Origin of the sequence: Anabaena sp. CA = ATCC 33047 (assembly GCF_963870205.1) — a bacterium.
Classification (GTDB): domain Bacteria; phylum Cyanobacteriota; class Cyanobacteriia; order Cyanobacteriales; family Nostocaceae; genus Trichormus.
In genome coordinates, this window is the sequence record NZ_CAWMSA010000020.1 from 38,893 (window position 1) to 52,729 (window position 13,837).

12 protein-coding genes are annotated in these 13,837 nt (G+C 37.2%); 11 read left to right on the forward strand and 1 reads right to left on the reverse strand.

Features of this window, described 5'->3' with window-relative positions:
- The coding region (locus AACS98_RS05245) for a Uma2 family endonuclease (RefSeq protein WP_232317109.1) at window positions 1–622 on the forward strand (622 nt) is incomplete at its 5' end.
- Window positions 623–644: 22 nt separating this feature from the next.
- Here the strand turns inward: AACS98_RS05245 and AACS98_RS05250 are convergent.
- On the reverse strand, window positions 645–1,751 hold the full coding sequence (locus AACS98_RS05250) for a GumK N-terminal domain-containing glycosyltransferase (protein WP_066377060.1): 1,107 nt from the start codon (window positions 1,749–1,751) through the stop codon (window positions 645–647).
- Window positions 1,752–1,863: 112 nt separating this feature from the next.
- Here AACS98_RS05250 and AACS98_RS05255 point away from each other — a divergent pair, with 112 nt between their 5' ends.
- The 10 genes from AACS98_RS05255 to AACS98_RS05300 all read left to right on the forward strand — a co-directional run bounded on the left by AACS98_RS05255 (window position 1,864) and on the right by AACS98_RS05300 (window position 13,770).
- Complete coding sequence (locus AACS98_RS05255; RefSeq protein ID WP_066377061.1) at window positions 1,864–3,192, forward strand: nucleotide sugar dehydrogenase; 1,329 nt, start codon at window positions 1,864–1,866, stop codon at window positions 3,190–3,192.
- Window positions 3,193–3,214: 22 nt separating this feature from the next.
- Window positions 3,215–4,165 carry a Gfo/Idh/MocA family protein gene (locus AACS98_RS05260; protein WP_232317110.1) on the forward strand — a complete coding sequence of 317 codons (951 nt, stop codon included), beginning with the start codon at window positions 3,215–3,217 and terminating at the stop codon, window positions 4,163–4,165.
- Window positions 4,158–4,739, forward strand: coding sequence for an acyltransferase (locus tag AACS98_RS05265; RefSeq protein WP_066377064.1), 582 nt, complete (start codon window positions 4,158–4,160; stop codon window positions 4,737–4,739). Before AACS98_RS05260 ends, AACS98_RS05265 begins: the two co-directional genes overlap by 8 nt.
- Window positions 4,736–5,914 carry a DegT/DnrJ/EryC1/StrS family aminotransferase gene (locus tag AACS98_RS05270; protein ID WP_066377066.1) on the forward strand — a complete coding sequence of 393 codons (1,179 nt, stop codon included), beginning with the start codon at window positions 4,736–4,738 and terminating at the stop codon, window positions 5,912–5,914. Before AACS98_RS05265 ends, AACS98_RS05270 begins: the two co-directional genes overlap by 4 nt.
- 116 nt (window positions 5,915–6,030) lie before the next feature.
- The gene (locus tag AACS98_RS05275) at window positions 6,031–7,044 is read left to right on the forward strand and encodes an NAD-dependent epimerase/dehydratase family protein (RefSeq protein ID WP_066377067.1); all 1,014 of its coding nucleotides are present in this window, start codon (window positions 6,031–6,033) and stop codon (window positions 7,042–7,044) included.
- A 60-nt stretch (window positions 7,045–7,104) separates the two neighbouring features.
- Window positions 7,105–8,982 carry an asparagine synthase (glutamine-hydrolyzing) gene (gene asnB / locus AACS98_RS05280; protein ID WP_066377069.1) on the forward strand — a complete coding sequence of 626 codons (1,878 nt, stop codon included), beginning with the start codon at window positions 7,105–7,107 and terminating at the stop codon, window positions 8,980–8,982.
- A gap of 23 nt (window positions 8,983–9,005) precedes the next feature.
- Window positions 9,006–9,833 carry an ABC transporter permease gene (locus AACS98_RS05285; protein WP_066377070.1) on the forward strand — a complete coding sequence of 276 codons (828 nt, stop codon included), beginning with the start codon at window positions 9,006–9,008 and terminating at the stop codon, window positions 9,831–9,833.
- Window positions 9,830–11,617 (forward strand): ABC transporter ATP-binding protein, encoded by a 1,788-nt coding sequence (locus tag AACS98_RS05290; protein ID WP_066377072.1) that lies wholly within the window; start codon window positions 9,830–9,832, stop codon window positions 11,615–11,617. Before AACS98_RS05285 ends, AACS98_RS05290 begins: the two co-directional genes overlap by 4 nt.
- Window positions 11,614–12,342, forward strand: a complete 729-nt coding sequence (locus AACS98_RS05295) for a class I SAM-dependent methyltransferase (RefSeq protein ID WP_066377077.1) — start codon at window positions 11,614–11,616, stop codon at window positions 12,340–12,342. Before AACS98_RS05290 ends, AACS98_RS05295 begins: the two co-directional genes overlap by 4 nt.
- Window positions 12,343–12,357: 15 nt before the next feature.
- Window positions 12,358–13,770, forward strand: a complete 1,413-nt coding sequence (locus AACS98_RS05300) for a polysaccharide deacetylase WbmS family protein (RefSeq protein ID WP_066377078.1) — start codon at window positions 12,358–12,360, stop codon at window positions 13,768–13,770.
- Window positions 13,771–13,837 lie beyond the last annotated feature (67 nt).

Genomic DNA, 13,837 nt, shown 5'->3' on the forward strand with positions numbered 1-13,837 from the left:
CTACATCCATCTCTACGCAATTCTCACTACCCTAGAAGTAATCAAGCAATACCTAACAGGTAGACAAGCCACAGTCCTGGCTAATCAATTCCTCTACTATGCTCAAGGTTTTCCTAGACTCAGAGTAGCACCGGATGTGATGGTAATTTTTGATGTACCGCCTGGAGGTAGAGATAGTTATAAAGTTTGGGAAGAAGGACAAGTTCCCCAGGTAGTATTTGAGATGACTTCCCAAGGAACGCAAAAACAAGACCAAGAACAAAAGAAAAACCTGTATGAACAGTTAGGAATTGGAGAATATTGGTTATTTGACCCTAAAGGCGAATGGATTTCAGAAAAGTTACGGGGATACAGGTTAGAGGGTGAGACTTATCAATTAATTACCGATGGGATATGTCAACCTTTACAATTGCGGGTGACAGTAGAAGGGGAATTATTGGGATTTTATCGTCTCGATACGGGGGATAAATTACTCAGACCTACAGAGCTAGCCGAACAGTTACAACAGGAACGCCAACGGGCTGAACAAGAACGTCAACGGGCGGAACAAGAACGTCAACGGGCTGATAGACTAGCTGAATATTTGCGTACTCAAGGAATAGATCCAGATTTGCTCAGTTAAGCCACAAATTTGAGTTTGTATTTTACTGATATAAATCAAGCAACCACTTTGATATTAGTTCATCCCAGGAATAGATATCATCAGTTTGTATCTGTGAACGGTCAAAGTTTTGTGCAGAAATTAAAGCTTGCTGAATACTATCAGCATCACTTGGTTGATAATAAAAAACGTGAGGTCGAGCAGATGACAGATAGGTAGGAGCAATTATCGGTAACTGACAGTAAGTATACTGAATTACTTTTAGACTATCAGTCAAGGACTCTATACCAGGACTGTAAGAGCGTATTTGCAGGGCTATATCTGCATATTTAATATAGGGAATTGTGTCTTTAAAAGGCATTTCTCCATAGGAAATAATATTTTTATTAGCTGGTAGGTTATTAATAGGCCCAATAATATGAAATTGCCAATCAGGAAATAGCTGGCTGGCTGATTCTAGAAATTCCACGTCAAAATAAGAGTTACCTACAAAAATAATGTTTGGGCAATTTGAATTTAAGTAGGGATTAGTATAGTTACTATCAAATAAATCTTTGCGAATGCCATGTAAATGTAATTGCAACTTAGGCAATCCTGCAAATTTTTTGTATATATATTGGCTAGGAACACTTACCAAATCAAATTTTGAGCTAATTTGCTTTTCAGTTTCTAAAACAACTGGGTGATTACGTAATAACCGTAAATCATCTGAAACACGATAGACAAACTTAGCATTAGGATTAAGAAATTTAAATTTTTCAAATAGCAATAGGGCGGGGGTGCTTTCAAAGATAATCAGGTCAGCATTCTCAATCATAGGTTCAACTGCACCCAAAGGAAATTGACTGTAAAGGCGGAATAATTTACTGGCTAGATAGTTAAGTAAATCCCATCGCAAGTTAGCAGGATGCCAAGGTGTGAACCAGACATAACTCCAGATTTTTGTTTCTACTTGCTGAAGTTGGTTAGCTTCTCGCACAACAGGATATTCTAGGCGGTAGTCTCCACGAATTACAGACAGCCAACTAATGGGTGCGGTGAAAAACACAACTTCCCAACCTTGACGCAAAAAGGCATCTGCTAACCAATGAAAACCCGCCTTACGTTTAGACTGCCAATAGTGACCAGTGACTAAAACTACACGCTTCATAACTTGCTCAACACTAATAATATTGTTTCCCAAACCTGTTAGACTAATACACTAGTAAATTTATCTACAACAAATCTATTTAGCTAGAGGAATTGCATCTAGTTGCTAATATATGACTCACGAATCGCAAAGTTTAGTTAAATTACAGGAAAAAATTAAGGCGCATACAGCTATTGTTGGTGTGGTTGGGTTGGGGTATGTAGGTCTACCATTTGCCGTGGAAAAAGCGAAAGTAGGCTATCAAGTGTTGGGTGTGGAGCAGAATCCCCAAAGAGCCGAACGGGTCAATATGGCTGATAATTACATTACAGATGTCAAAGATGAAGATTTAAAAGAAGTTGTTAGTAGTGGCAAACTACAAGCAGTTTTGGGTTTTGATCGAGTACCAGATATGGACGTAATTGTGATTTGCGTCCCGACACCGTTAACTAAAAATTTGACTCCCAACCTAAGTTATGTAGAAAGTGTAACTCATGCGATCGCTCACCATTTACGCCCAGGACAGTTAGTTACTCTGGAATCTACCACTTATCCAGGAACTACAGATGAAGTGATGCGTCCTGTATTAGAACAAATCAGTGGGTTAAAACAGGGTCAAGATTTCTTCTTAGCCCATTCCCCAGAACGGGTAGATCCTGGCAATAAACGCTACACCACAAAAAACACTAACAAAGTAGTGGGAGCATCTGATCCATCTTCTCTAGCGGTGGCAACGTTATTTTATCAGCAAACCATTGACCACGTAGTACCTGTTAATAGTGCCAAGGCGGCAGAATTAGTCAAGGTGTTTGAAAATACCTTTCGAGCCGTTAATATTGCTTTGGTGAATGAGTTGGCTTTATTGTGCGATCGCATCGGTTTAAATGTCTGGGAAGTTTTAGACGCTGCTAACACCAAACCTTTTGGCATTATGCCTTTTTATCCTGGCCCCGGTGTAGGCGGTCATTGCATTCCCATCGACCCCCACTATCTCGAATGGAAAGCCAAAGAAGTCAATTTCAACACCCATTTTATCGCCTTGGCTGGGGAAATTAACCGTTCTATGCCCATATTTGTCAGAGAAAAAGCCAGGAGAGTCTTAAATGAGTTGGGTTTAGCCCCTGCCAAATCTCAGGTATTAGTTATTGGTACAGCCTATAAAAAAGACCTTGGTGACTGGCGCGAATCACCCGCAATTATGGTAATTAACTATCTATTGGAAGATAAAATCACGGTTACTTATCATGACCCCTATGTGCCAGAAATTGAAGTGGCTGGTCAAACTTTCTTCAGTTTGCCACTAACAGATGAGACAATTGCATCGGCTGATTTAGTGATTATTGCCACAGACCATAGTCAAATTGATTACATCAATGTGGTAGATAAAGCCAAGGCAGTCTTAGATACAAGAGGGGTGACACGTCATCTCGATTGCCACCACGATAAAGTAACTCTGTTATAGGTATGGATAAGTGGTCAAGGATGTGAGCGAAAAACAAGTAATTGTTGTTGGGGCGGGGAACTGGGGTAAAAACCTCGTGCGTAATTTCCACAGTTTAGGGGCATTGGCAGGTGTTGCGGAAGCCCATCCGGGATTACGGGAAGCGATCGCCTCAACCTACCCAGATGTTGCTACTTATGATGATTTTCAAGCAGCTTTAAAAACTGATGTCTCAGCATTGGTTTTAGCAACTCCCGCACCTAGTCATTATCAATTAGCAAAGGCAGCTTTGGCAGCAGGTAAGGATGTTTTTGTCGAAAAGCCGATGACGCTGCGTACTGATGAGGCGCGTGATTTAGCGGAATACGCAGACCAACAAGGGCGAATTCTCATGGTGGGGCATCTGCTATTATATCAACCTGCGATCGCCTGGATGCGGGATTATCTAGCTAGTGGTCAAGCTGGGGAAGTCCTACACGTCGCCACCAAAAGGTTAAAGTTAGGCAAGGTACGCACAGAAGAAAACGTCTGGTGGTCATTTGCCCCCCATGATGTATCAGTAGTATTAGACCTGTTGGGCAACCCCAAATTACAACAAGTCCAAGCCCAAGGTAAAGCTATTTTACAGCCAAACATTGCCGATCACGTCCAGGTAGACCTGCGCTTTCAAAGTCGTCAATCTGCTCAGATTAATTGTTCTTGGTATTGGCCTTTAACTGAGCGTAGTACAGTAGTCATTGCCCAAAAGCAAATGCTAGTTTACGATGAAGTCCAGCAAACGGTGACAATTCATCATAAATATATTGACGAAACTTTAAACCATCACGACGCAGGTAGTGAAGTTGTGGAAGTAGCGGCGGCTGAACCTTTAAAAATAGAGTGTCAACACTTTTTAGATTGTCTAAAAACTCGACAGAAACCCCGTTCTGATGGTTGGAATGGTGTAGCAGTAGTAGAAATTTTAGAGGAGGCGCAGAAATCCTTAGATGGCTAACTATTTTGTGCATGAATCCAGTTATGTGGATGAAGGTGCGGAAATTGGTGAGGGTACAAAAATTTGGCACTTTTGCCATATTTTAGGCAAAGCTAAGATTGGTAAGAATTGTTCTTTTGGACAAAATGTTTTAGTGGCGAATAACGTAATTATTGGCGATAACTGCAAAATTCAAAATAACGTCTCTTTATATGAAGGCGTGATTTTAGAAGACTACGTTTTTTGTGGCCCTAGCATGGTGTTTACCAACGTCAAAACACCCCGTTGTGAGTTCCCACGCAATACCAGCAATGATTACCTGAAAACTTTAGTCAAACGTGGTAGTAGTATTGGGGCAAATGCCACGATAGTTTGTGGAGTGACTTTGCATGAATATGCTTTTGTGGCTGCTGGCGCAGTGGTGACAAAAGATGTACCATCTTACGCAATGGTTGCCGGAGTACCAGCAAAAATTATTGGTTGGATGAGTGCTTACGGTGATGTGCTAAAGTTTGATGCTGATGGCTATGCTGTTGATTCCACAGACGCTAAATACCAAAAAATCTCAGACACAGAAGTGATAAGGGTCTCATGAGCCAAAATAATATCCCAGTTCTTGACCTCAAACCCCAATATGATGCGCTAAAAGCCCAGATTCAAGAAGCTATATCTCGTGTTTTAGAATCTGGTCAGTTTATTATGGGGCCAGATGTGAAGCTATTTGAACAAGAGGTTGCTGCTTATCTAGGGGTACGCCATGCGATCGCTGTTAACTCTGGTACTGATGCTTTAGTCATTGGGCTAAGGGCTTTGGGTATTGGCGCAGGTGATGAAGTAATTACCACTCCCTTTAGCTTCTTCGCCACAGCTGAATCAATTAGTAATGTAGGTGCAACACCCATCTTTGCGGATATTAACCCAGAGACTTTTAATATAGATCCAGCCAAAATAGTAGAAAAAATTACGCCGCAGACTAAAGCTATTATGCCAGTCCATCTCTATGGCAATCCAGCAGCGATGACGGCTATTTTAGAAATTGCCCAAGCACATAATTTAAAAGTAATTGAAGACTGCGCCCAATCCTTTGGTGCGCGTTACTATGGCACTTGTTCAGGTTGTAATGATAGCTGTCAAGAAACCACTCGCACAAACATTACTGGTAAACACACTGGTACTATTGGCGATGTCGGTGCTTATTCATTCTTTCCATCAAAGAACTTGGGAGCTTACGGTGATGGTGGCTTAATTGTTACTGATAACGACCAAGTAGCAGAAACAGCCCGAATGTTGCGGGTACACGGTGCGAAAAAGAAATATCATAATGAAGTTTTAGGTTATAACTCTCGTCTTGATACACTGCAAGCCGCAATTTTACGGGTAAAATTACCCCACATTGACAAATGGAATGAAGGAAGACGGGCTGTAGCCAAAACTTATAATCAGCTATTAGCAGATGTTCCCGGTGTGGTGACACCAGAAATCGCCGATGGTCATGTGTTTCACCAATATACAATTAAGATTTTAGATGGGAAACGCGATCAAGTGCAGAAATATCTAGCTGACCAAGGTATCAGCACTATGATTTATTATCCCGTGCCTCAAGACCAGTTACCAGTTTACAAAGGACAATATCCAGCAAATCCAGTCAGTGACTTATTAGCTACTCAAGTGTTGAGTTTACCAATTTGGCCAGAACTTGACTATGTGAATATTGAGCGAGTTGTGGCGACTATTAGAAAAGCTTTGACTGTAGAAGCTGATAATTTGTAGTGTTAATTGTCAAACAAGAAATTCTCGTCAGTTATTAACTGTAAATAGCTGCCTAGTAATACTGAGCCTTTTTAATTATAGGTCATATCCTAACTTGATATTTGAGGAGTAAATAAATGGATTTAACAGATAAAAAGTTTTTAGTTATTGGTGGTGCAGGATTAATTGGTTCTAATACAGTAGATGCTCTTTTAAGAGAAGATGTAGCAGAAATTAGAATTTATGATAACTTCACCAGAGGGAGAGAAGAGAATTTAGCAGACGCACTCAAAGATCCTAGAGTCAAAATTTTTGAACTAGGTGGAGATATCTTACATCGAGATATTTTAGATGCAGCAATGAAAGATATTGATGGTGTATTTCATTTTGCTGCTTTGTGGTTACTCCACTGTTATGATTTTCCCCGTTCAGCTTTTGAAGTTAATATTGGTGGCACATTTAACGTTTTAGAAGCTTGTATTAATAATCGCATCAAGAAATTAGTTTATTCTTCCTCAGCATCGGTTTATGGTGATGCAATTACCGAACCGATGACAGAAGATCATCCTTATAATAATACAAATTTCTATGGAGCAACTAAAGTAGCGGGTGAGCAGATGTGTAGGGCGATATATCACCGTTACAAAAATACTGATAAACACCTCGATTATGTAGGTTTACGCTACATGAATGTTTATGGCCCCAGACAAGATTACCGAGGTACTTATGTAGCTGTCGTCATGAAAATTCTTGATCGCATAGACAAAGGTTTACCACCAATTGTTTACGGGGATGGTTCTCAAGCCTATGATTTTGTCTATGTGGGAGATTGTGCTAGAGCTAATATCTGTGGGATGAAATCTGACGCTACTGATGAGTTTTATAATGTGGGTACTGGCATTAAAACAACAATTAAAGAACTCACAGAAATCATATTAGAACTGACAGGTTCAGACTTAAAAATTCACTATGAACCTGCTGGAACTACCTTTGTAAAAAATCGTGTTGGTTGTCCTGAAAAAGCTGCCTCAGAAATTGATTTTAGAGCCAAAACAGATTTACGGGAAGGACTACAACAATTAATTCAATGGCGACAAACTCATAAAGAAGAAGTAGCACGTCGTCGTTTAGCTGTAGGATTGACAGATTAAACACTGAGTTTAAACTCATAGCATTAGAAATCAGTTGTGTACTTTTAACAAAACCAGTCAATGTGCGGAATCGCTGGTATATTAAACTTGAATGGAGAACCTGCTTCTCCAGTGCTGATTAAAAAAATGACTGATGCCATTGCTCATAGAGGCCCAGATGGAGAAGGTCATTTTGTAGAAAATTGTTTAGCTTTAGGACATCGCCGCCTAGCAATTATTGACTTATCTCCTGCGGGACATCAACCAATGTCTACCCAGGATGGTAGGTTTATTGTCAGCTATAACGGTGAGATTTATAACTTTAATGAACTGCGAATAGAGTTAGAATCTTTGGGCTATCAATTTCGGTCGCGGACAGATACCGAGGTATTACTATATGCCTATGCCAAATGGGGTGATAAGTGTCTAGAGCGATTCAATGGAATGTTTGCCTTTGCTGTTTGGGATAGACAGCAAAGAGAGCTTTTTTTAGCACGCGATCGCTATGGAATTAAGCCTTTATACTACACACAAGTAGATGGTAAATTTTTGTTTGGCTCTGAAGTAAAAGCGATTTTAGCTCATCCTGCTTACTGCAAAGATATTGATTTTGAAGCCTTAAAAGAATATTTTACATTTCAAAACTTTTTAACTGATAAAACATTATTCAAAGGAGTAAAATTAGTTCCGGCTGGCACATATCTAAAAATATCCTTGGCTACGCAAAAGCAGGTACAAAAACAATATTGGGATTATCACTTTACTGAGCCAGAAAATCCTGATGATGAAAGGGAATATATCGAAGAATTAGATCGACTTTTTCATCAAGCAGTGAGTCGTCAGTTAATTAGTGATGTAGAGTTGGGTGCTTATTTGAGTGGAGGGATAGATAGTGGCTCAATTACAGCGATCGCAGCTCAACAACTTCCCTATATTAAGTCCTTCACCTGTGGTTTTGACCTCAATTCCGCTTCTGGCGTAGAAGTCAGTTATGATGAGCGAGAAGCAGCCGAGTATATGTCTTATCTGTTCAAAACCGAACATTATGAAATGGTTTTGAAAGCAGGAGATATGGAACGAGTAATGCCTAATTTAGCATGGCATTTAGAAGAACCCCGTGTCGGACAGAGTTATCCCAATTTTTACGTAGCACAGTTAGCGAGTAAATTTGTCAAAGTAGTTCTTGCTGGTACTGGTGGAGATGAACTATTTGCTGGTTATCCTTGGCGTTATTACCGTGCAGTAGTCAATGATGATTTTGAGCATTACGTTGACAAATATTATAGTTTTTGGCAGAGGTTACTATCTCCGCCAGAAATCCAACAAGTTTTTCAACCAATTTGGTCAAAAGTAGCACATATTTCTACCAAAGATATTTTTAGCAGCGTCTTTAAACAGCACTCTGTTGAGTTAACCCGTCCAGAAGACTATGTAAACCATTCTCTTTACTTTGAAGCTAAAACTTTTTTACATGGGCTTTTAGTCGTAGAAGATAAATTGAGTATGGCTCATTCCTTAGAAACTAGAGTTCCGTTTCTCGATAACGATCTAGTAGATTTTGCCATGAAAATCCCGACTCGGTTAAAATTGGGCAATCTCACAGAAGTTGTCAGATTAAATGAAAATGAACCAGGAAATAAAACTGATAAATATTTTCAGAGAACCAAAGACGGTAAATTACTCCTGCGTAAAGTGATGAGTAATTATATTCCGAATACTCTAACTGAACGAGTTAAACAGGGATTTTCTGCACCTGATGCTAGTTGGTTTAAAGGCGAAAGTATTGATTACGTCCGTCGCACAACTGAAAATAACCGTGCTAACATTTATAAATTTTTAGATAAATCAGCCGTACAAAAGTTAGTAGATGAACATTTGCAAGGTAAAGCAAATCGGCGTTTATTAATTTGGTCATTGTTGAATTTAGAACAATGGTGTCACCTGTTTTTGAATAATTAGCTGATATTGAGCCAATATAAAATATGTCAATTTTAAAAAAATCTATGTGGGAATTTCGGGAGGTTTTCTCTTTATTTCAAAAACATAGACAACTAATTTTTGAAATGGCGAAACGAGAGATTACAGATAAATATCAGGGGCAAGTTTTAGGAAATATTTGGACAATTATTCACCCTTTAACTTTGATAGGCGTATATATATTTATATTTGTCTTTGTATTTAAAGTCAAAATTGGGGAAAATAAAAATATGCCCCTCGACTATACCACCTATTTATTATCAGGATTAATTCCTTGGTTAACTTTACAAGAAATCCTATCAAAGTCTACTACAGTCATAGTTAGTCATGCAATTTTAGTCAAACAGCTAGTATTTCCTATTGAAATATTACCTATTAAAAGTGTTATTGCCTCACTGATTAACCAGATTATCTTTTTACTCATTCTGCTTGTATATATAATTTTCTATCTCAAGACTATACATCTTACTTTTATTATTCTACCTCTATTAATATTTATTCAAACCTTGATGATGATAGGCATTGCTTACATACTTTCTGCAATAGGAGTATACTTTAAAGATATTAAAGATTTTGTCCAAATTTTTACTGTTGTTGGAGTTTATTTACTGCCAATTTTTTATTTACCAGAACAAGTTCCCCAGCTATTTCGTCCTCTACTATACCTAAACCCTTTTAGTTACATCACTTGGTGTTATCAAGATACACTTTACTATGGTAGATTTGAACACCCTAGCTCATGGATTATCTCAATTATTTTAGGTCATATTGTTTTCTCAATGGGTTACAAAATATTTGATAAATTAAAAGTAATGTTTGGTAATTTGCTATGAATGATGACATCATTTCAGTTAAAAATTTATCAATGGCATATCCTGTTTATAAAAGTCCGAAAGATATGTTTTTGGAAATGTTAACTGGAGATTTACGTCATGATTCATTTTGGGCATTGAAAGATATTACTTTTTCTATAAAAGCTAAACAAAGAGTAGGTATAATAGGGCCGAATGGTTCGGGAAAAAGCACTTTATTAAAAATCATTACAGGTAATTTAAAACCAACTTCTGGAAAAATAGAAGTTAATGGTAACATTTCTGCCATGTTAAGTTTAACTTCATTTTTAAACCCTGAAGAAACTGGATTAGAGAATATTCGCTTTAACTTAATTATGAATGGCTGTAAAAAAGCGGATACTGAAGTTTTAACAGAAGAAATTATTGAGTTTACAGAACTAGGACACTTTATATATAGTCCCGTGAAAACCTATAGTTCAGGGATGAATGCTAAACTAGCATTTGCGATTACAACTGCAATTAAACCAGAAATATTAGTAGTTGATGAAATCTTGAGTGTTGGCGATGCTTATTTTATGGGTAAAGCCACTAAAAGAATGATAGAACTTTGTGAGCAAGGAAAAGGATTAATATTTGTTAGTCACTCTACCAGTGCGATCCAAATGTTATGCGATACAGCTATCTGGTTAGATAATGGTTCAATTAGAGAAATAGGAGAAGCACAATATGTATTAAATCATTATGAGGAAGATTATAGAAAAAGAGAAGATGAAGCTACAAGAACGGGAAATATAGCTAAAAAACAGCAAAATAGTTATAAATTGAATCTTTTAGATGTGGCTGATGCTAATGTTTTGCTGCTGAGAATCGTATCTAATCAAAAAAATGGCATTTTAGCAGATACACATTATATTCGTAATATCAATCTGTCTGGTGAAACAATAGGGAATAAAACTGTTCCGTTAACACTCCAAGATTTTGAAAATCCAGAGATTGACGTTTACCTTGATGTCCTAACTTCTGAATGGGGTAGGCTATATTCTAAGGAGCAATATGAATGTAGGATTCTTAGTGCTAAATCAGGTAAAAAAACAGGTGGGCATATAGTAATTAAAGCTACAAATTTACCTTTAGAAGACAATAAATATAAACTCAAACTTTATTTAGAAAGTCAATCAATTTTAAACAAAGAAAAGTTAGATATTGAATTTATTAATTATCAGACAGGTACTTGGGAAAAAGCTGATATTATTGAATCTCAAATTTTAAAAGATGGATGGGAAGCGAGGATTGCAAATCTACAAATTCCCTATGTTGATCATCAGCAATATCAGGTAATGCTGACAAAACTGCAAGAAGAAAATAAGCCTGATATTGAAATTGAAAAAATTTACCTGATTGCTGATGGGTTAGAAAAATTTGCCATCAATGAACAACAACCTTTTGAAATTGCAGTGACAATAATTGCGAATCGGCTAGTCCCTATTGTCGATGTTGGTATAAAAATCATGCGTGCAGATGGAGTCTACGTTTTTTGGCAATCTAGTGGATGTGATTATCAAAATTTACATGATATAGAGGGGAGAGTCACGATTTATTTTAAATTTCATCAAAACTACTTATCAGCAGGTGAATATCATGTTTCTGCTTACTGTGCTAATGGTTGGGATATAAAAAACAATTATCCTTACAGTGAAGTATTTGCGCGGAAAGTTTCTGATTTGAAGTTTAAAGTCAATAATGAATTTCCTGCTTTGGATTTTGGATTACTTAACCAACGTGTTCCTGTGGAGTATATAAAAGAGGATATCAACAAGCAATGAATATTTTTGAAAAAACCAGAATTCGTCAACTGCAAGAAAGTCAAGACAGATTGATTAAACGTTTTTTATTTGAGCAAGATTATGCAAAAAACATGGCTGTTCATCCATTACACGCTTGTATTGGAGATTGGATAGAGTTAGGACAAAGCAATCAAGTTTTAGAATTAGGATGTGGGCCTGGTAAGTATGTAGCCTTGCTCAGTACACTGGGATTTAATGTTGTAGGGGTTGATCCTCTAGTTTTTCCTAGTTGGGAAATGATTAGAGAAAATACTTCAGCTACTTTATTAGATAGTGTTTATGCAGAAAATTTACCTTTTAGTTCTGAATACTTTGATCATGCTGTTTGTTTAGGTGCATTGTTATATTTTGAAAGTCCTGAAAAGGCTCTATCAGAACTCAAGCGTGTAGTCAAGCCAGGAGGCAAAATTATCATTAGAACAGTTAATAAAAATAATCTGTATACTCTTAATACTGGCAAGAAATTAGATCCTGCTTCTAAAAACTTATACTCAATGCCTGACTTAATTCAGCTAATTGAAAATAGTGGGATGATTGTCGAAAAAAATTTCTCTTTTGGTTTTTGGCCGCCTTTGTTAACAGATTTGTGGTGGTATTTGTTGTCTGTATATATTTCTCCATCGTTGCAAGTTCAGTTATCTAACCTTCTGAAGCCAGAAAATCGCATCAATAATATTCTATTTGCCACAGTACCTTTTGATTAAAAACACGTATGTTTTATGAATAAATTATTGGATATATCAAATATTTTATTCACTTATGGCTTTGTGGGAGAACTCAATAGTGTTACCCCAAAGGTGATAATTTCGGCAGATGCTAGCGAGTTTTTATCTATTCCTGTTAAGTGTCATCAAGAATTAGGTAAACAGTTTTACTATGCACATAAAAATAAACTCAGATGGTTTGATAGTCGTCAACCTAAATATTATGCTTTACTACCACATATTTCTTTTACTGGAGATAATTTAGAACCTGTATGGACTAATGATAAAGGACGCTGTGTTGTTGCTTGGTATAAAGGTGATAATCAACGGATTTTATTGATAGGTATTAATGTTACTGAAGAAATTATACGACATCGACAAGGAGATGCTAAAAAAGTTGAGGAAGCTGAATATAAGGGGGGATTTGGCTTTAATAATGAGCGTGCTAATTACTTGTTTGAAGAACAAATTTTGCCAGAATATTCTACACAACCTTGGGCTGACTATCTCGGTTTTTTATTGGCGGAAAATTTATCTATTCTGAGTGGTTATCCACTCATTGAACCATTCCCAAAAGGTGCTAAAGGTGCTGTGATTCTAACCGGGGATGATGATTGGGCTTATTTAGAAAAATATGCTGAACAATTGCGCTGCATTAATAATATACCGATTACTTATTTTTTAGTGACTCAAACTCGTCACACTCCAGAGACTTTAGCTCAATTACCATCTAATGTGGAAATTGGCTTGCATCCAGATGCTTTAGCTAAACCAGAGGAATATGATAGATTGTGTGCAGAACAAGCGGCGGAAATTCGCCAACTTAGTAAAAAACCAATTCGTACTTTACGCAATCATGGCTATCTAAGCAAAGGTTATCTTGGTCATTTAAAAGCTTGGGAAGAAAATAATATTGCTTTAGATGTAAATTATACTAATACAGATGGTACGGCTTTAAACGGTTCTTTTTTGCCTATGCGAGTACGTCGCTTAGATGGTACTTGGTCTGATCATTATAGTTTATTAACGGCGTTTGGAGATGGGATAATTTATGCTTTGAAATTAAGTGAAAAACAAGCAGCGCAACGTATACGAAAATTAGCTAACCAGATAGAAGTAAATTATCCTGGGGTGCTGGTATTTAACTTTCATCCTCAAAATATTCAGGATACCCGCAAATTGCATGAGGAGGTGATAGCATTGTCTCGGCGTTCTGGTTGGATAGCATTAGGTTTGGAAACCTACCTTAACTGGCTAGAAATGCTGGCAAGTATCAAGATGAAAAAAGTTGATAATCAATTGATACTAACTTCACCACAGGATGTAAAAGATGTTGTTTTACGTTACCCAGTTGGTAAGAAATGGCGGAGGAAATTTATTAATGCTTGGTCTGGTGAGCTAAAACTTGATATAAATATATTTAAATAATTTTATAGGTATTAGAGATGAGTTATCAAGTAATACCAATTCTCTATGAAGTTACACAGAAAAACAA

What these genes read in the sequence shown, in the direction of transcription:
- AACS98_RS05250 (WP_066377060.1), bottom strand. Translation starts at nt 1,751, where the DNA reads ATGAAGCGTGTAGTTTTAGTCACTGGTCACTATTGGCAGTCTAAACGT.
- AACS98_RS05255 (WP_066377061.1), top strand. Translation starts at nt 1,864, where the DNA reads ATGACTCACGAATCGCAAAGTTTAGTTAAATTACAGGAAAAAATTAAG.
- AACS98_RS05265 (WP_066377064.1), top strand. Translation starts at nt 4,158, where the DNA reads ATGGCTAACTATTTTGTGCATGAATCCAGTTATGTGGATGAAGGTGCG.
- AACS98_RS05270 (WP_066377066.1), top strand. Translation starts at nt 4,736, where the DNA reads ATGAGCCAAAATAATATCCCAGTTCTTGACCTCAAACCCCAATATGAT.
- AACS98_RS05275 (WP_066377067.1), top strand. Translation starts at nt 6,031, where the DNA reads ATGGATTTAACAGATAAAAAGTTTTTAGTTATTGGTGGTGCAGGATTA.
- asnB (WP_066377069.1), top strand. Translation starts at nt 7,105, where the DNA reads ATGTGCGGAATCGCTGGTATATTAAACTTGAATGGAGAACCTGCTTCT.
- AACS98_RS05285 (WP_066377070.1), top strand. Translation starts at nt 9,006, where the DNA reads ATGTCAATTTTAAAAAAATCTATGTGGGAATTTCGGGAGGTTTTCTCT.
- AACS98_RS05290 (WP_066377072.1), top strand. Translation starts at nt 9,830, where the DNA reads ATGAATGATGACATCATTTCAGTTAAAAATTTATCAATGGCATATCCT.
- AACS98_RS05295 (WP_066377077.1), top strand. Translation starts at nt 11,614, where the DNA reads ATGAATATTTTTGAAAAAACCAGAATTCGTCAACTGCAAGAAAGTCAA.
- AACS98_RS05300 (WP_066377078.1), top strand. Translation starts at nt 12,358, where the DNA reads ATGAATAAATTATTGGATATATCAAATATTTTATTCACTTATGGCTTT.